General features: G+C 36.8%; 14 protein-coding genes. 2 read left to right on the forward strand and 12 right to left on the reverse strand.

What is annotated here, in order from left to right; translation table 11 throughout:
• Positions 1-30 precede the first annotated feature (30 nt).
• Positions 31-1,626 carry a malate synthase A gene (gene aceB / locus MED134_RS05545; protein WP_038597237.1) on the reverse strand — a complete coding sequence of 532 codons (1,596 nt, stop codon included), beginning with the start codon at positions 1,624-1,626 and terminating at the stop codon, positions 31-33.
• 125 nt (positions 1,627-1,751) lie between these two features.
• Here aceB and MED134_RS05550 point away from each other — a divergent pair, with 125 nt between their 5' ends.
• Positions 1,752-3,224, forward strand: coding sequence for a helix-turn-helix domain-containing protein (locus MED134_RS05550; protein ID WP_021778350.1), 1,473 nt, complete (start codon positions 1,752-1,754; stop codon positions 3,222-3,224).
• 196 nt (positions 3,225-3,420) lie between these two features.
• Here the strand turns inward: MED134_RS05550 and queA are convergent, their stop codons facing one another.
• From queA to rsgA, 9 genes are all read right to left on the reverse strand, one after another.
• The gene (gene queA, locus MED134_RS05555; RefSeq protein WP_021778349.1) at positions 3,421-4,470 is read right to left on the reverse strand and encodes a tRNA preQ1(34) S-adenosylmethionine ribosyltransferase-isomerase QueA; all 1,050 of its coding nucleotides are present in this window, start codon (positions 4,468-4,470) and stop codon (positions 3,421-3,423) included.
• A gap of 103 nt (positions 4,471-4,573) precedes the next feature.
• Entirely contained in the window at positions 4,574-5,827 is a 1,254-nt protein-coding gene (locus MED134_RS05560) for a 3-phosphoshikimate 1-carboxyvinyltransferase (RefSeq protein ID WP_038597240.1), read from the reverse strand.
• A 3-nt stretch (positions 5,828-5,830) separates the two neighbouring features.
• The gene (locus tag MED134_RS05565; protein WP_021778348.1) at positions 5,831-6,157 is read right to left on the reverse strand and encodes a nucleotide pyrophosphohydrolase; all 327 of its coding nucleotides are present in this window, start codon (positions 6,155-6,157) and stop codon (positions 5,831-5,833) included.
• 3 nt (positions 6,158-6,160) lie between these two features.
• Positions 6,161-8,044: a hypothetical protein gene (locus MED134_RS05570; RefSeq protein ID WP_021778347.1), complete on the reverse strand. Its 1,884-nt coding sequence runs from the start codon at positions 8,042-8,044 to the stop codon at positions 6,161-6,163.
• A 104-nt stretch (positions 8,045-8,148) separates the two neighbouring features.
• On the reverse strand, positions 8,149-10,149 hold the full coding sequence (locus MED134_RS05575; RefSeq protein ID WP_021778346.1) for a DUF3857 domain-containing protein: 2,001 nt from the start codon (positions 10,147-10,149) through the stop codon (positions 8,149-8,151).
• 1 nt (position 10,150) lies between these two features.
• On the reverse strand, positions 10,151-12,157 hold the full coding sequence (locus tag MED134_RS05580; protein WP_021778345.1) for a DUF3857 domain-containing protein: 2,007 nt from the start codon (positions 12,155-12,157) through the stop codon (positions 10,151-10,153).
• Positions 12,158-12,162: 5 nt separating this feature from the next.
• Positions 12,163-14,058, reverse strand: a complete 1,896-nt coding sequence (locus MED134_RS05585; protein WP_038597246.1) for a DUF3857 domain-containing protein — start codon at positions 14,056-14,058, stop codon at positions 12,163-12,165.
• A 56-nt stretch (positions 14,059-14,114) separates the two neighbouring features.
• The gene (gene dtd / locus MED134_RS05590) at positions 14,115-14,567 is read right to left on the reverse strand and encodes a D-aminoacyl-tRNA deacylase (protein WP_021778343.1); all 453 of its coding nucleotides are present in this window, start codon (positions 14,565-14,567) and stop codon (positions 14,115-14,117) included.
• Positions 14,567-15,520: a ribosome small subunit-dependent GTPase A gene (rsgA, locus tag MED134_RS05595; RefSeq protein WP_021778342.1), complete on the reverse strand. Its 954-nt coding sequence runs from the start codon at positions 15,518-15,520 to the stop codon at positions 14,567-14,569. The genes dtd and rsgA overlap by 1 nt, the downstream gene beginning before the upstream one ends.
• A 142-nt stretch (positions 15,521-15,662) precedes the next feature.
• Here rsgA and MED134_RS05600 point away from each other — a divergent pair, with 142 nt between their 5' ends.
• A complete protein-coding gene (locus tag MED134_RS05600) occupies positions 15,663-17,312 on the forward strand; it encodes a hypothetical protein (protein WP_021778341.1) in 1,650 nt (549 codons plus the stop codon).
• Between the two features lie 80 nt (positions 17,313-17,392).
• Here the strand turns inward: MED134_RS05600 and MED134_RS05605 are convergent, their stop codons facing one another.
• Positions 17,393-18,484 (reverse strand): bifunctional 3-deoxy-7-phosphoheptulonate synthase/chorismate mutase type II, encoded by a 1,092-nt coding sequence (locus MED134_RS05605; protein ID WP_038600953.1) that lies wholly within the window; start codon positions 18,482-18,484, stop codon positions 17,393-17,395.
• 57 nt (positions 18,485-18,541) lie between these two features.
• Entirely contained in the window at positions 18,542-19,393 is an 852-nt protein-coding gene (locus tag MED134_RS05610; RefSeq protein ID WP_021778339.1) for a prephenate dehydrogenase, read from the reverse strand.
• Between the last annotated feature and the right edge of the window lie 14 nt (positions 19,394-19,407).

The raw sequence follows: 19,407 nt of genomic DNA on the forward strand, positions 1-19,407 counted from the left end.
GCCTGTAAGGCTATTCTATATAGATTGTGTTTATAAATATGTGTAAGCTGGTGTGGTTAAAAATTCTTCAAAATCTTCTGATAAGACGAGGTCATTAAAGAGATTAAAAGCATTTTCAAATTGGGTTGCCTCTATCTTATCTGCCCCCACCTCTGTTATTATTTTTTCCACCTCTTCATCAAAAAGCATTGTGTACAGATCTTTAGTAAGCACATTTCCATCCTCTAAGACGGCTTTATTTTTAAGCCAGTGCCAGATTTGAGTTCTTGAGATTTCGGCTGTAGCAGCATCTTCCATAAGGTGATAGAGTGCCACTGCTCCCTGGCCACTGAGCCAGGCATTGAGATACAGAATACCTACGTTGATATTTTTACGAACACCGTCCTCTGTAACCGTACCTTCTGGAATAGCTATAAGATCATTTGCCGTGACGGTTACATCATCTCTAGTGACTTCCACCTGGTTAGGTGCTGGCATATATGCATTAAACTCATCTATCGCAACTTGCACTAGTGCTGGATGTGCTACCCAGGTACCATCGTGTCCATTTTTTACCTCACGCTCTTTGTCCTTTCTTACTTTTTCTAAAGCTGCCTTATTTGCCTGAGGGTTATTTTTTATAGGCACTTGTGCTGCCATACCGCCTATGGCTAAGATTTTCCTTTTGTGACAGCGTTGTATAACAAGTTTTGAATAGGCATCCATAAATGGTGCGGTCATCCCTACCTGGTCACGATTAGGCACTAAGAAGTCTGGATCATTTCTAAACTTCTTGATGTATGAAAATATATAATCCCAACGCCCACAGTTAAGACCTACGATGTGGTCTTTTAATTCATAAATAATTTCATCTAGCTGGTGACTTGCTGTAATAGTTTCTATAAGTACTGTACATTTTATAGTACCTAAAGGCAACTGCAGGTACTCTTGTGCAAACTCAAATACATCATTCCAGAGTCTTGCCTCTAGATAGTGCTCCAACTTTGCCAGATAGAAATAAGGCGCTGTGTTATTTTTTAAAAGTTGGGAAACGTTTGTAAAAAAGTATAATCCAAAATCTACCAGTGAACCCGATACTTCTACATTATCTATAAGTAAATGCTTCTCATTGAGATGCCATCCTCTAGGTCTTACTAGTAAGGTGGCAACCTCATCGTTAAGTGTATATTTTTTATCTTTAGTAGGGTGATGATAGGTTATTGTTTTATTTACAGCATCACGAAGATTAATCTGACCTTCCATCACATTCTGCCAGCTAGGTGCGGTACTATCTTCTAGATCTGCCATAAAAGTTCTTGCTCCAGAGTTGAGCGCATTTATAACCATTTTACGATCTGTAGGCCCCGTAATCTCCACTCTTCTATCTTGCAAGTCGTGAGGAATCTCTCCTGCAACCCACTCACCCTCTCTAATATCTTTTGTCTCCGTTGGAAATAAAGGTTTCTGACCTTGATCAAACAATAGCTGCTGTTGCTCTCTTGCTTGTAGTAATTCTAACCGTCTGGAATTAAACCGTTCGTGAAGGGCTTTAATAAAGTCTAAAGCCTCATCTGTTAATATCTCTGAGTAATAGCTTTTAACATTACGGTTAAAACTTATTGCATACTGGTTTATTTCTGGTGCCATCTATTACTGTTTTAAATTCTACACCACAATGTTAAAAAAAATACTTTAATTAAAAAAGCGAACGTTCGCTAAAAATATATTTTCACTAAAATTAAGTATTCGCAAAAAGACTTATATTTGTGTATATGGATGAAGAAGATATCAAACTAATTTTTGGGCTTAAGCTCCGACAGATAAGGACTGACAAGAATCTATCACTTTTTGGATTATCAAAATTAACCGGCCTATCAAAGTCATATTTAAATGAAATTGAACACGGAAAAAAATATCCAAAACCTGATAAAATATTTACGCTTTCGGAAAAATTAGACATTCCGTACGATCAAATGGTGTCTTTAAAGCTGGATAAAAACCTTGCTCCAATAGGTGAAATCTTAAAATCAAAGATTCTTAAAGAGATTCCTCTAGAGCTTTTTGGTATAAAAGAAAGTGATCTCATAGATATTGTATCTAATGCGCCGGCAAAAGTCAACGCCTTTATAAGCACAATCATAGAAATTGCACAGCACTACAACTTTGGGAGGGAAAGCTTTTTTCTTGCATCTGTGCGTTCATATCAAGAAGCAAATAACAACTACTTTGATAACATAGAGCAAAAGGTACTCGACTTTGTAAAATCGTATCAAATAAACATAGGGCAAAGTATCTCATCAAACGAGCTAGAAGAAATCCTCATAGAAGAATACAACTACTCCATAAAAAATGATGAACTCGATAAGCACAAAGATTTAGATAACTTACGATCTGTTTTTATACCTAAATCGCACACACTACTAGTTGCAAATGATATAGACGAGTCACAGCGCACCTTTATTTATGCAAAGGAAATAGCTTATAACTATCTAGAAATCAAAGAAAGGCTATATACCTTCCCGTGGATACTATTTGAAACTTTTGACCAGGTACTTAATAATTTTTATGCCTCTTACTTTGCAGGAGCATTAATCATACCTAGCAAAAACCTTACGGCAAAAATTAAAGATATTTTTAAGGAACCTATTTTTCATAAAGATTCTTTTGAGCACATCACAAATGAGTTTAACGCATCACCAGAGTCTTTTTATCAAAGGCTTACTAATATTCTACCTAAGGAGTTTAATATCAAAAACTTGTTTTTCTTGCGGTTTACACACAAGCTTAATGACACAAAATTTCACCTCACAAAGGAGTTGCACCTAGCGCACCAGCACGCGCCACGAGCAAATGAGAGTGATGAACATTACTGCAGGAGATGGGTGTCTTTACAAGTGCTCAAAGATTTATCTAAGAGTAATGAGAATAGTAAGTTTGACTTACAAATATCTAACTATGAGAATGAGGGCGTACAGTATCTAGTGCTCTCTACTGCAACAAAAGATCCTTTTAAAGAGAACAAGTTTAGAAGCATAAGTATAGGGCTACTCATAAATAAACAACTTGAGCGCAAAATAAAATTTCTCAATGACCCAAATATTCCTACTCGTAACGTAGGGGTTACTTGTGAACGTTGTGCCATTACAGATTGTGAAGTGAGACAAGCTCCTCCAAAGGTTTTAAATCGAACTTCAAAGAATAAAAAAATAGCCGCTATTGTAGAGCAGCTTAATGATACATATTAATCACACTAAAAGATACAAACCGACTATACCTACTAGCCCCGATTGTAATGTAAATCCCGCAGTTGCCTGGCGTAGCCGGCACGAGGGATTGCAATGTAAAGCGGGATACTACTTATACAAGTACACCTTAAGATAGCGCTACAAACAAAAAAGCCCAAACTTTACAGTCTGGGCTTTTGTACATTATAGCAATGAATTAGATAATTAACATTGCATCTCCATAAGAGTAGAATTTGTATTTTTCTTTTACTGCCTCATCATAAGCGCGCTTCATAAAATCGTGACCTGCAAAGGCAGACACCATCATAAGCAATGTAGACTTAGGCGTGTGAAAGTTTGTAATCATACAGTTTGCAATACTAAAGTCATATGGTGGGAATATAAATTTATTAGTCCAACCACTAAACTCGTTAAGTGTACCGCTACTAGATACAGCACTTTCCATCACGCGCATTGCGGTAGTACCTACGGCACACACACGACGCTTTTCTGAAATAGCTTTATTTATAATCTCTGTGGCTGGCTTACGTATGTATGCTTCCTCACTATCCATTTTGTGCTTTGAGAGGTCTTCTACCTCTACCGCGCTAAATGTACCAAGACCTACGTGTAAAGTTACCTCAGCAAAGTCAATACCTTTAATTTCTAAACGCTTTAATAGGTGCTTTGAGAAGTGAAGTCCTGCTGTAGGTGCTGCTACAGCTCCTTCTTCTTTTGCATAGATAGTCTGGTAGCGCTCCTCATCTTCTGGCTCTACCTCACGGTTTATGTATTTTGGCAATGGTGTTTCTCCTAGTGAAGTAAGTTTTTTTCTAAACTCTTCATAAGACCCATCATATAAGAAACGTAACGTACGGCCACGTGATGTTGTGTTATCTATTACCTCTGCTACTAGACTCTCATCATCACCAAAGTATAACTTATTACCTATACGTATTTTACGTGCTGGATCTACAAGTACATCCCACAGTCGTGTCTCAGAGTTTAACTCTCTAAGTAAAAATACCTCGATACGAGCTCCTGTCTTCTCTTTATTACCGTATAAACGTGCCGGAAAAACCTTTGTATTATTAAGTACCATAACATCTTCTGGCTCAAAATAATCTATAAGATCTTTAAACATCTTATGCTCGATGGTTTGCTCCTTGCGATTAAGGACCATTAATCTAGACTCGTCCCTGTTTTCGGCAGGGTGCTCTGCTAGTAATTCATCTGGTAAGTCAAAGTTAAAGTGTGATAACTTCATAAAGGGTTCTGGTTTTTGTTTTTTAAGTCAAGCTATAGCACCTATATAGCGCTAGCTCGCAAGACGGCAAATATACAATCTCGAGATAGGGGTTGTCAAGTCTTTAGCCAATTATCTCTTGACCAAAGCCTAAAACTTCTAGATCTGTCCAAAAATCTGGATATGATTTTGACACAACACCAGCATCTTCTATAAGTAATGGTACTTGTAAAGCAAGTGGTGCAAAGGCCATTGCCATACGGTGATCGTGATATGTAGCTATGGTAATATTTTCATTTACAGCAGCTTTTTGAGGTAATAGCGTAAGATCTTGATCTGTAACCATAATACTACCTCCCAGCTTTGTAATCTCCTCTCGCAGTGCCTCTAGCCTATCTGTTTCCTTTATTTTAAGTGTGTGCAAGCCCGTGAGGTGACACCCTACGCCTAGACCCAAACAGCTTACCGCTATAGTTTGTGCAATGTCTGGTGAGTTTGCAAGATCTAAGGTTATCGTTTCTGGCAACTCAAAATCTTGATTAAGCGAGAGTGTGAGCTTATCTCCAGCAAAGCTAGAAACCACGCCCAGCTGCTTGTATATTTCTCTAAGAGCAGCATCTCCTTGCAGGCTACTCTCTTTATAACTAGCTATGGTAATGGTGTGTGGGGTGTTAAAATTACGCTTTCGCGAAAGCGCAACAATACTATAAAAATACGACGCACTACTCCAGTCTGACTCGACCGTTATCTCTCTAGCTACCGCTGAAGTTCTACCCGGTTTTATCACTATTTTTTGCCCCTCAAAGGTAGCCTCTATATCAAGCTGATGTAATAACGCAAGCGTCATATTTATGTAAGGAACCGAGGTAATCTTGCCATCAAGATGTATGGTAAGGCCGTTATCTAGCTTTGCTCCCATCATCATAAGTGCAGAGATATACTGGCTGCTCACATTTGCCTTGAGTGTTACCTCATCGCGCTGTAATGTTGTCCCTTTTATTTGTAATGGTGGGTACCCTTCATTGTGAGTAAATGTGATTTGAGCTCCCAGCTCTTGAAGCGCTTCTACCAGTATTGCCATAGGGCGTTCTTGCATACGAGCACTACCGGTAAGGAGTGTATCTCTCCCTTCTTGAATAGAAAAATAGGCCGTAAGAAAACGCATAGCAGTACCGGCGTGATGTATGTCTACCACCTCATCACTAGATGATAGTGCCTTTTGCATAACTTGGGCATCATCGCTATTTGATACATTTTTTAATGTAATACCATCAAAGAGTGCTTGTAAGATAAGTAGCCTGTTAGTCTCACTTTTGGAACCTGTAATCTGTATATCGCCGTTACAATGCGATGCTGTATGGTGAACTTTTAAAAGCATAGCTTACTTTAATTTTTCATTGTTGTGATGACGGTCGTGATCACGTTTTGTTTTTATGTCCAGCTTCTTATCAAATGCTTCTTGTAAATCTACACCTGTCTGGTTTGCTAGGCATAGTACCACAAACATTACATCTGCAAGCTCCTCACCTAGGTCTTTACCTTTATCACTTTCTTTCTCACTTTGCTCTCCATAACGGCGTGCAATAATTCTGGCTACTTCTCCTACTTCTTCGGTGAGTTGAGCCATATTAGTGAGTTCATTAAAGTATCGCACACCGTGAGTCTTTATCCAGTCGTCTACAGCCTGCTGAGCGTTTGAGATATTCATAATTTATTTTTTTACCAAAACTATGGTTTCTTTTTCCTTTTCTGCTCTTAGGCTGAAAAATTTACGCAATTCGTCATAAAAATCGATAGGTACAACACTTTCTTTAATTGTAAACCTAGAAACTACTTGAATGACATTATCTACTACGTTTATGCTATATAAGTAGCTTCCTATATTTTCTGGCATTGCGATTCTCATCATCTCTGGAATAGTTTGCACTTTATAACCATCTGGAATACTAATGTTAATCATATGCGAACTTACTTTAGGATAACCAAAATCAATAGGGTATAAGCGTTCTTCATTTTTAAATGGATTAGTTTGCTTACCATACATAAGTAAAGGTGACAGATAAATTTTATCTCCTACTTCCTCAATATCAAACTCATTTGTAAACTCATAGTCCCAAACACTTTGATGAGCAATAGTATCAACACTCTTCCTTGTAAGATTTTCTATCTCGTAATTACCATCATCAATATTTGTAAACTTTAAAAACTTTTCGGTTGAGACATCTTTTAGCGTCTCTTGACTATCTGACGCATAATGACCATTAAGTCTATACTTTACATTACCTGTAAGAACCAAGTCTTCGTCAATTTGTGCCGTAACCAGTGTACTTGATTTTGAAACGCTTTGAAATTTAAGATCTACCCATTCATAACTCTTATCTTCTTTAATAAGGATACCGCGCCAATTTACCATTGGTTTAGGCAGCATATTATAATTTGCTTTATTACTTGCAGCGTCTAGCAATTTAAGATTACCGTCAAGATACACACCTGCAAGCACGTAGTTAAAAACATCTGAACTTGGAGTTATAGGCAAACCATTACGCTTAGAAGACACTAGGACTGGAGCAGCAGTAAAACCTATACTTTTTAAGACGGAAATCAAAAGCATATTGATGTCTGCCCCATCACCTTCTGGATTTTTGTAGGCAAATCTAGCAGATTCATTATCAGGCCATATACCGTAATAGCCGTTCCATTTTTTATGGGATTTAATAAAATTATATAATAATTCTACCTGCTTCTCCTTATCTGTCACACCTTTAATGACTTGAGCCACGTCATCCTTATAAGTTTTTACAGGCTTGTACCCATTTATAAAACTTGTTCGGCTTACGAGACTCTCAACATATTTATCAAACGTATTATACTTCTTGTTGTATACAGCACCAGTAGTACTTATTTCTAACTTAGATCTATACTGATTGATGTCAAAAACATATTTCTCATTTTTTAAAGGAGCTATATTTGTTTTAGACAAATACGTGGTTTCATTACTCTTTGTGATAGTAAGATCTAATAAAGCTCTAGGGTTCTGAAGTATATCATAATGATATCTTGACGCATTACGGATAGATATATTTATTTTCTTTACGGGAATAGAAAACTGTAAGGGTATATCATTAAAAGTTCCTCTTGTGGCTTTATAAACATATTCAAAAATGGAACCCTCTCGTATTTGAGGCATTGTAAATGATTCTAACTTTTTGATTTTTTCACCCTTATCATTTCCTGCTAAAGAAATTCTTTTACTGAGTTGAGTTATAGCAATCTTTCCATCTACGAGATTGTAAGTTTGTCCAGATATTTTTTCAATATTTTGGTGAGGAAAATCTACCGTCGCATAATCATAGCCCTCTTTATTAAAAATCTTAACTCGCTCTTTTACTATTACGTAACCACCTACCTCAACCTCTACATTTCTCTCTAAAATAATTGCTACAGCTTCTGGAAATAACTCATCTTTAGTGAGGCTTAACATCTCTTCTGTGACCTCTTCAAAAAGGTCCATTTGTCCATAAGTCTGGAAGGAGAAACCTAAAATAATTAAGACTCTAGCAGTAAATAAAATATGATTTGATAATTGGTTAATCATTATAATGTATATAAGATTTTGAGGTTAGTCTACCTTTCTTAGGGTTGTAGTTTTTTCAAATCCTATCACATAGCAAGAAAGAACCAAAAACTTCAATATGGTGTCTACCCTTTTATTAAGACTATAGTTTCTTTTTCTTTATTTACAATTTGGGCAAAGAATTTCTTTATTTCATTATACATCTCTGCATCAATTAGAGTCGTATTAATAGATAAAGATCTTACTACCTGAACACTTCTACCCGTTGCGCTACTACATTTAAATCTATAAACTCCCATATTACCAGGTAAATTAATTTCTATAGCTTCTGGCAAAGAGGCTATAGTATACCCGACAGGCAAGTTTAAGGTTACTACATTTTCAAGTTGTTTAGGGTAACTAAAGTCAATGGCATAAGAACGCTTTTCTAGAGTAAAAGGATTTTCAGTAGCACTCAAAAATAGCTGTGGCAAAATGTACAATTTATCCCCTATTATCTCACTGGTATCATCTTCAAAAGCAAACGACACGGTACTGGACTTAGGTAAGGTTCCAAATTTAAATTGTGGATTTGTTATGAGGTCCGGTTCAAACTCTTTTGCTAGAATTTTTTCTCTAGTACTCGCAGCAGCAGGCTTGTATATATTTACAAAACTCAATGCCAGATTATTAGAATAACTAGCTCTCAATTTACCGGTTGCTATACCCTCTGTATTTACAGAAGCTATCACCATCGTTTTTTGAGAGGAAAATTTCTTAGCAAATAGTGGAATTCCTTTAGATGTTCCGTTTTGTTTTACAAGCCGCCCTTCCCAGTTCATAATTCGCTCTGGTAATAGACCTGGTATAGCATTTTTTTCTGTGGCATCCATAATTAACCACTCATTATCTTTTACAACTGCGGCGAGTACATAATTAAACCCGTTTACAGTAGGATAGAGAGGCACTCCATTACTTTTTGTACTTGCCATAACTGGAGAACTATTAAGTCCTACTTTCTTGAGTAGAGCAACAAGAAGCACATTTATTTCATAAGATGAACCGCTACCATCCTTAAAAGCTTTTCTCAGGTCAGGAGTGTCATAGTTATACTCCTTCTCATCCCAAGTCATTTTGTTTTGTATAAATCTATAAACAGCTTCTATAAGCTCTACTTGATTACTGTGCTTAGATTTAAGAGCTTGAGCACTTTCATCTAAAAAGTTAGTACTCTCTAGATTATCGCTTAGTTCCAACTGCTCATAGTAATAGTCTGCAACCTGATCCCAAGTTTTGGCTCTATTTACTTTATTACCTTTACTCATTTCTACAGCTCCTAGTTCCCATAGTACTGCACTTCTAAAGTTTTCAATATTATTTGTAAACTCTTCTTCTTTGATAGGAGAGACATTTGAAAATTCAAACTCACTAATATTTTCTTTAAATCTTATGTTTGCAAAATCTGTACGCTGAGTTCTTCCTCCAAAAGGGTTTTTATCTTCTGTAGAGAAGTTTTCGGTTCTTCCGCCCACTGATAATTTTGGAACAATCTCAATATCTCCTTTTACATAAACATTATAATCAAAGAATTGTGGAATAGCAATTTTCGCATAAGCGTGCAAAACAGGGATGTCTTCTTGAAGATTTAAATCTTTAATATGCCAATAGGTAGATTCTACACGATATGAATACTCAATAATATCCCCAACCTTAACATTTGGGATTACTATTACTTTTTCGTCTAACCATTTATTGAGCTTATTGTCTATAACCTCGCTACGAGACATTTTAGTACGCTCTACTCCGGCGCTCGAGTTTGAATAGGAATAGGCCTCAATTCTATCTATTTTTTCTTCTTGCCTTCCCTGATGTTGTAATACAACTTTATGGGTACCATATTCCAAACCTTCGGTATTGTTTATCTTTATTACATTATGAATTGTTGTAAAAAGCGTCCATCCATCTAGGTTATCTCGATATTCAAAATTTGTATCTCTATATTTTTCAAGAAAGACCGCTGGTGCTTCAAGTTGCTCTTCTGTGAGAGTTTTTTCAAACCAATCTTGATCTATCTTACCAGACTTAAATTCTTGTGCATTAGTATGAAAAAAACATATGAGCACTATTACAGTTAGAGTGTATTTCATATTATATCTTCTTAAACACAATTTTTTCACTCTCCTTTGCAACTATCATTTTTAAATAGGCTTGCAAGTCTTTATAGTAGTTAGAGTTAACAAGAGCCGTACTCATCGTGTTTTGTAGCCCTACATTTACCTTATCTCCAGACACGGTTACACCAAAACGATAAGACCCCATATTATCCACAAGATTTATTGCCAGATCATCAGGCACAGACTCTACTTGGTATCCTTCTGGAATTTTAATAGAAACCGTGTACTTATCTGACCAAGGATACACATAATCTACGGGATGGCTACGTTCCTCTGCGGTAAGGTAATTTCTTGTTGTTCCTAAATGAGCTAGTGGATTTATATAAAGCTTATCTCCAGCTTCATCTATCATCTCTTCTGCTTCAAAATTGTATTCAAGCGTGAGTGGTTTGGAACCTACTTTTAAGTCTTTAAAAGAAACGTCTATTGCATCTATACTCTCATAATAACTGTCTAATTTTTCTAACTGCTCGTCACTAGTAAGTGCAGCAAACTTGTTACGCTCTGATCTTGCATAGTGACCAGAAAATCTATTTTTGGCATTCCCAGAAATTATCATATCATCTGTAACTTCTAGAGTAAGCATTCCTATATGCGTAGCGGGTCTAGACGGAAATAAATCTATTAATCTTGAAGATCCATCTGCCTTAACCATTCTACCCATCCAGTTTAGAAGTTCTGGTTTTAAAACATTTGGAGTTCCGGATTTATCGGCACCGTCTAGCAAATACAAATTATCGTTTACAATAGCTCCTGCCACTACGTAGTTAAAACCAGTACGTGTTGGAAAAACAGGAATACCATTATTTTTTGTGCTTAACAATACCGGACTACACCTTACACCAGCGTATCTAAGCATAGAAGAGAGCATTAGGTTAATGTCGGCCACATTACCTACACCATCTTTATAGGCTTTTTTTACACCAGCATCTACATAAACACCGTAGTAGTCATTCCAAGTCATCTTACTTTTTACATAATCATAGATAAGGAACATCTTCTCAGTCGGGCTCGATGCACTGCTTATAAGCTTATCAATATCTTTTTTATAATAACTCTGGCGATCTAATTCCTTTCCAAATCCTGTAGACTGATAAATTTTGCTAGCTACATCTTCCCAAGACGTCGCATAAGATCTTATCTCGCTATTAGGAAATTTTGTCATAGCCAGTTCAAACTTTAATGCAGACATATAATTATTGAGATTTCCAGAATACGGCTCATTCTTTATAGGAGGAACGTTACTTAAGTTTACTATATATCCATTCTCAATAAACTCTACCTCCTCATTTGAAGATCTAGATGTTGCAACTTCAGCAAGTTTTGTGCTTGTATATCTAAATCTCAAGGTACGATTCCTTTTATCTGTAGTTAGATTGAGGGGTATTACTCCTTTACCGTGTGTACGATAGATTAAGTACTCCGGCGCCAAAAACCTCATATCTACTCGATCTACTGGTATTTCTTCTTGAAATCTAAACTCGTCTATATTTGAATAAAAAGGTGATTTAAAAGTATACTTATATTCAATTACAGAACCGTCACTTATATCTGGCATTGTAAACTTAGTAACTTTCCTATATTTCGATTTCTCTTCTTTAAAAATATCACGCGACTGTAATTTACTTTCAACAATCTTATCACCTTCTAAGTTATAAGTATATGCTTTTATACCTGTAACTTGCTCTTCTTCTCTTTCTCCTATATACTGGCTCAGCATTATTGTAGCCTCGTCATATCCATCTTGATTGTAAATCTTTATACGCTCTTGTACCTCTGTCTTGACATAAAAACCTTCGTCTTGACTATAACCAAATTTCGTATCAGTATTTCTATATAAAATACTTGCATTTGCATCTGGGTAATTGGGGTGTTCCTTTTGCAAAATCTCTTCTTTAGATACTTTTCCAAAGTCATAATCTTGAGCAGTAGCAACTATAGCAAGAAACATTAAAATAGTGATGAGTAGTGATTTTTTCATATGAATTATTGTTTTTTGATGACGATTTTTTGTTGATCATTTCTTATAACACTTCTTATAAAGCTTCTAAGTTTTGAATAATTTTCTTTACTGTAAGTCCCTTCGTTAAATAGAAACGACCTCTTATAGATAATCTTTGAGTTCTCTGCTTGGGTTATACTGTAGGTATATGACCCAAACGGGGAATCAACCTGCTTTCCTTCGGGAATACTTACAATCATAAAATCATCGGGAAGATTAATCTCAATAGTTTCTTCATCTTTAAACCCTCTTGATATTTCTACTTCAAACATTCTATTCTTAACACGATCCGGAAGCGCTGTATATCTATTAAATAAATTGAGAGGAACAAGCATTTCATCACCAGCAAATGAAGCATAATTTTCTACCTCAAGTTCTATGTTTTCGGTAGTTATAGCTTCATCACGATTATTTAGAAGGTCAATGCTTGTTAAGGATACATTATTCAGATAATTCCAAAACTTATAATAATACTTCTTTTTATCGTCTTGGTTTTCTGCGACGAGCCTGTATTTACCTGCATATTGTAAACCTCCAGATTTAATACTTACCCCTCCTTGAGCATTACCGCTAGCATCTATAGTAAAAGAACCATTCATTGTCTGATAGTTATCTTGAGCCGTATACTTTTTGGTATGAACAATCTCACCTCCATCTGGCTTTACGACAAGTACATCTCGATCATCTGTAAAACCAGCTATAAAACCAAATGGAACTTCTTGATCTGTACATTCTAACCACACATAATCATCACCTGTGGGTACAGATAAAATTGCGTGATTACCCTGTATAGCCGTAAAGTCATCTTCTATATCACGCTTGTCACGGCTCCCATAAAGAATAGTGTAATAGGATGGCACCCCCACCGCTTCAAGTAAAGATTTTGTGTAATTTGTAAGGGCCTTACAATCACCATAACCCAGTTTATCTACTTGTGATGCTAGCATAGGTTTCCAGCCACCTATACCTACTTGCACACTTATGTATCGTGTTTTGTTTTGTACAAAATCATATATAATCTTGGCCTTAGCTATAGGATCTTTAATGTCTTTTACAAGTTCCTTTGCCTGTGTAATTGTTTCTTCCGGTAAGTCTTGCGCACCTTGAAGCAAATTCTCATTCATCCACTGTCCAAAAGTACCCCAGTCACGAGCGTCTCCATCTAGCCCTTCTAAGTGAAAATCATTAAGAGCAATAGCCACCCTACCCACTATATTTCTAAACCCAGGACTATAATCTTCTGGAACAAGCGCTGGAGAATTGTTAACGACAAGCCGTAGCGTATTTTGAGATTCTTCTACTTCTATACCTTCATAATCCCCGTACATTTTGTGCTTTAAATTAACCTCATCTGCATAGTTAATTTCAAAAATCTTTTCTTCTGTGCTTGAGTAATACCCCTCGTTTTTATAAAAAGATGGAATAGAAGCTGTATTTTTTGAGACAATCTCGCTTTCTACCACGACAGTATAAGGATAGCTGGTAGGCGTAAAATCGAGATATAACAAGCGTGTATCTATATAGAGACTTATACCGTCTGCAGCGCTTACATCCTTAAAGTCGCGTTGTTTATACTTTTTAACCTCCTTACCGCTATCATCATATATTACAACAGAAGCATTTTTTATGCGAGTAACATCATCATAATACATATATGCCTCTACATCTCTATTACCACGTTTATTTAAAACAGTCACCACGCGTTTGTGAGCTGTTTTTATGGTAGATGAATTGGGTATATCTATGGTATGTTTTTCAAAACGCAAGACACTGTTTGCAGATTTTAAAAGGTCTTCAGGAATATTTTTAGAAGTATATAAATTATCTTGAGAGTAGGCAAATAGTGCCCACATACATAGGAGGAAAGTAGGTATGCGCATTTTGATTTGATTGATGTGTCAGCAAAGTATAAAAAAGACACCTACCGCACAAGTCTCTATACCCTATTTTTTGTATCTATTACTATGGTAACTGGCCCGTCATTGATCAGTTGCACTTTCATATCTGCACCAAACTCTCCTGTATAAGTGGGTTTATTACGCTTTCGCGAAAGCGTACTCACAAACTCCTCATACATAGGTATTGCGTGTTCTGGGCGTGCTGCTTGTAAGAAAGAAGGACGATTTCCTTTTTTTGTACTGGCAAATAATGTGAACTGACTTATCACTAAAATATCACCATCTATATCACCCACAGAAAGATTCATTGCACCTTGCTCATCGCCAAAAATACGTAAGCCTATAATTTTATTAGAAAGCCACTCGATGTCCTCTTGTGTATCATCGTGAGTAACACCTAAGAGCACAAGAAGGCCGCTTTTTATTTCTGACTTTACAACACCATTTATAGTAACCGAAGCCTGTGTAACTCGCTGTATGACTGCTTTCATTATTCTTCTGGATAAATATCTTTTCTGTAATGTTGGTCATCATCACCGGCAAGCATTTGGGTATAACTCTTATAGCGAGACCACGGGATTTCATCATTGTCAAGCGCAGCTTTTACGGCACATTTTGGCTCTTCTAGGTGTAAGCAATTATTAAACTTACACTCACTCTTAAGAGCAAAAAACTCAGGAAAATAATCTCCTATTTCTTCGCGCTCCATATCTACTATCCCAAAGCCTTTTATACCTGGTGTATCAATAATGCGCGCATCAAAACCTAGGTCAAACATCTCTGCAAAGGTGGTGGTGTGTTGCCCCTGGCTGTGCTGTACACTTATTTGTTTTGTCTTGAGGTCTAGTGTAGGCTCTATGGCGTTTACCAGCGTAGACTTACCTACACCAGAGTGTCCGGTAAACATACAGGTCTTACCTTCCATCATTTCCTTTACAGTATCTACATTTTTACCGGTAATGGCAGATATACCTACACACTCATACCCTATCTCACGATAGATAGCTGCTAGGTATCGTATCTCAAGTATTTCTTCTTCGTTATAAGTATCTATTTTATTAAAAAGCAATACTGCTTTAATGTGATATGCCTCTGCAGTAACTAGAAAACGATCTATAAATGCTGTAAACGTGGGTGGATTGTTAAGAGTCACCAGTAAGAAAACGGTATCTACATTACTCGCGATGATGTGGGTTTGTTTAGAAAGATTTACAGACTTACGTACAATATAATTTTCGCGAGGGTGTATGTTAGTAATCACACCTGTCTCTACATCACTTTTTGTATCTAGGTCAAAATCTACCACGTCACCCACCGCAACAGGGTTTGTACTCTTGATTCCTTTAATACGGAACTTCCCTTTTATTCTACATTCAAACCACCTGCCGTCTTCTGCCTTTACGGTATACCAACTCCCTGTAGATTTATAAACTGTTCCTGTCATAGTGTATTGTGAGGTGTAAAAATAACCTCTTTTTTAATACTCCATAAACAAATGTGGTAAAGTCCTTAAATAATTGAGCGATGTAGGAATTATCTCGTTAATTATGTTATTTTCGTCGCTTAATCAATCAAACTTATATTAAATGAAAAAAGCATTTAACCTTTTATTCTTATTAGTTACCACTAGCTTAATGGCCCAGCTAAGTGTAGGTAGTGTGCAACTGGATTTCGGAGAAGATATTTCTGAAACTGAAGGAAACATTGTAAATATTGCTGGAGTAAAAAATGGCTTAATCCACACCTTATCAAAAAAGGGAAAAAAGTTTTACCTACAGACTTTTGACACCGACAGCAAAAAAAATGTAGCAAGTAAACTTTTAAAACTTGAAAAAATTAGAGACAACAAAGCTTATGTAGAGGATGTTGTTGTAATACAAGACAAAGCCTACGTGATGGCTACGTACTATAGCAAAAAAGATAAAACATATAATTTTGCTGCTTTAGAAATACTTGACGGTCTAGAGCTTGGTGCGCCTAGAGTTATCTTGTCTTCACAAGTAGACAGCAGATCTAAGAAAGGTGTTTTCTTATTTGAAATGTCATATGATGAGATTAACTATATGGTAACTCACGTTTACATAAACGACAAGAAAGAACTTCTTAGGTATGAGTTCTCTTTAGTAGACGCAAATATGAGTATTGTAAAGGAGGATGTAAACACCGTAAGCTTTGAAGATAGAAAAGATTTATTTTTTGATTTTGCAGATTTTGGAGTAAACGAAAATGGTGATGCTTTTATAGTATACACGGAGAGCTACAGAGATCGAAAAGCCAAAACCACAAAAAACAACATCACACTACAGACTTACTACAGAAATAAAAACTACGAATTAATTGAAACTAAAATCCCTCTTAATGGAAAGCGAGTAGTAAACTGTGATCTTATTTATACAGAAAATAAGATACAACTAGTAGGATTTTACTCAAAGCTAAGGAAGAGCGGAAGATCAGAATATAAGATAGAAGGAATTTTTGATATTGCGGTAAACACAACAAATAACGCTATAGACAAGAAAGTTTTTAATGACTTCACGGTAGAAACTAAATCTAAACTCATAGGAGAAAGAAGAGCAAAAAAAGGTAAGAACCTCAAACCATTTTACAGAAACACAGATTTAATTGAAAGAGAAAATGGAGGAGTAATTGTACTTTCTGAGTATTTCTTTAAAACCATAGGGAGATCTTCTGGAATAGGCATAGCAGGAGTAGGTATAAGTGCTACTCCAGTTATATACGACACAAACGAAATTATTGTAACTGCCCTTAATGCAGATGGTACACTAGCCTGGAGTAATGTTATCCCTAAAGAACAAAAAGCAGCAATAAGTGTTATATCTGTAGGGCTTGTAGGTGGTGCGTCAAATGGATCTTTTTCGATATCTGCAGGAGTAATGTTTCCAGTTGCTTCTATGGGAGATGGCCCTGAGTACTTAAGCTCTATGCCATTTTACAAAGACAATAAATTAACTGTAATTGTAAATGATGACCCAAAGAACATAGGCATTACAAAAATGGATGATGTAAAAAAGGTAAGAAATATAAATAAGATGATTCCCGTTGCCTTCGAACTTGACGGTACAACTGGCGAAATGACACGTATTGACCCAGAAGATTTTGAGAAAAGACAAATTGTAGTACGCCCAGGTGTCGTATACCCATTAAGTGAGAATGAAACTATCATTTACGGCTCAAACCGATCAGAAACTAAGCTTGGTATTTTGAAAATAGATTAACACATACCGACAGTATAAAAAGAAAGCCCTCTAGCAGTTTAACTACTAGAGGGCTTTTTAAATTATGTGCTTTTATGGGTTTAAGCTCCTTGCATCTGTGCCACTTTTTTCTGGTGGTTTATAGACTCTTGGTGCACTGCTTTAAACACACGTAAGATAAACTCCTCACTTAGGTTGTGTTGCTCTCCTTCTAGAATCATCTTCCCAAGGATCTCGTTCCAACGCTTTGTTTGTAGTATTGAGACATTATTTTCTGCCTTGAGCTCCCCTATTCCATCAGAGATTTTCATACGCTTCCCAAGGTTTTCAATAAGCTGGTGATCTATAACGTCTATCTGAGTACGTAGTGTATTAAGTTTATTATTATACTCTACCTCTGTACCTACTTCTTTACGGATTTTTAAATCCTTCATCATCTGTACGAGCGTAGCTGGTGTAATTTGCTGTGCAGCATCACTCCAAGCGTTATCTGGATCATAGTGTGTCTCAACCATAAGACCATCATAGTTAAGATCAAGACCTGTCTGACATAAATCGTGTATAATATCACGACGCCCTGCAATGTGTGAAGGGTCAAGAATTAATGGTAAATCTGGAAATTTATTCTGTAAATCTACAGCGATTTGCCACTCTGGATTGTTTCTGTAGCGTGTCTTCTCATACGTTGAGAACCCTCTGTGTATCACTCCAAGGTTTTTAATGTCTTGTGTGTAAAAACGCTCTACAGCTCCTAGCCATAATGCAAGATCTGGGTTTACCGGGTTCTTGATAAGAACCGTTTTATCCGTTCCCTTAAGCGCCTCTGCAATATCTTGCACGATAAATGGAGATACCGTTGTACGTGCTCCTATCCATAAAATATCTATATCTGCCTCTAGTGCAAGATCAACGTGGTTTGCATTTGCCACCTCTGTAGTGGTAAGCATTCCTGTTTCTTCTTTTGCTTTTTGAAGCCACTTAAGACCTAATGCACCTACCCCTTCAAAGTTTCCTGGGCGGGTTCTAGGCTTCCAGATACCGGCACGTAGTACCGTAGCATCTGTGTCTTTAAGCTGGTGTGCAATTTTAAGCACCTGTGCTTCTGTCTCTGCGCTACAAGGTCCTGCTATCACGAGTGGGTGATCAAGGCCAAAAGCGTCTAACCAATTTCTAAGTTCTTTTTTATTTTCCATATTCATTTAATTTGTGCCGCTTTGGGCTTGTGATTCCGCTTTCGCGAAAGCGTAAAACTATTTTATTCCGTTTAATATTTCTTTTATGTGGTTTGTATTTTCCATCTCATTGTGTACTCCTGTATAATCTTCGGCTTCCAAAAGGGATTTGAAATCATTGAGATTTGCAATGTACTCGGTGAGTGTTTCTAATACGTTATCTCTATTTTGTTTAAAGATAGAGGTCCAGGTCACGGGATTACTTTTTGCTAGACGCACGGTAGATGCAAACCCACTGCCCGCCATATCAAAAATATCACGTTCATTCTTCTCCTTATCTATAACCGTTTTACCTAGCATAAATGCACTTATGTGTGACAGGTGACTCATATATGCAATGTGCTTATCGTGAGAAACTGGATCCATATAACGCATACGCATTCCCATATTTTTAAAAAGGTCAAGCACTGGCTCTTGTAGCTTAAATGCGGTTTTTTCTACCTCACAAACGATGTTTGTTTTTCCCTCATAAAGACCAGTAATTGCCGCGCTAGGTCCAGAAAACTCGGTTCCCGCGATGGGATGACACGCTAGAAAATTTCGGCGTTTAGGATGATTTGTTACAACCTCACAAATAGCTTGTTTTGTTGAGCCCATATCTATCACTACGGTATCATCATTTATTATGTTAAGAACGTCTGGTAGTACGTGTATCGCTACATCTACTGGTATTGCTAGCACAACCAGGTCTGCCTTTGCAACATCCTCCAGTACACCCGCCTTATCTATAAAGCCTAACGCTAGTGCTTCATCAAGATGTTTTTTACTGGCATCTATACCACACACGGTTGCTTCTGGCAACTGCGCGCGCAAATCTCGTGCAAAAGAGCCTCCTATAAGCCCTACCCCTATGATACAAATGTCTTTCATTTATCTTTATTTCT

The organism is Dokdonia sp. MED134 (assembly GCF_000152925.2).
Classification (GTDB): Bacteria; Bacteroidota; Bacteroidia; order Flavobacteriales; family Flavobacteriaceae; genus Dokdonia.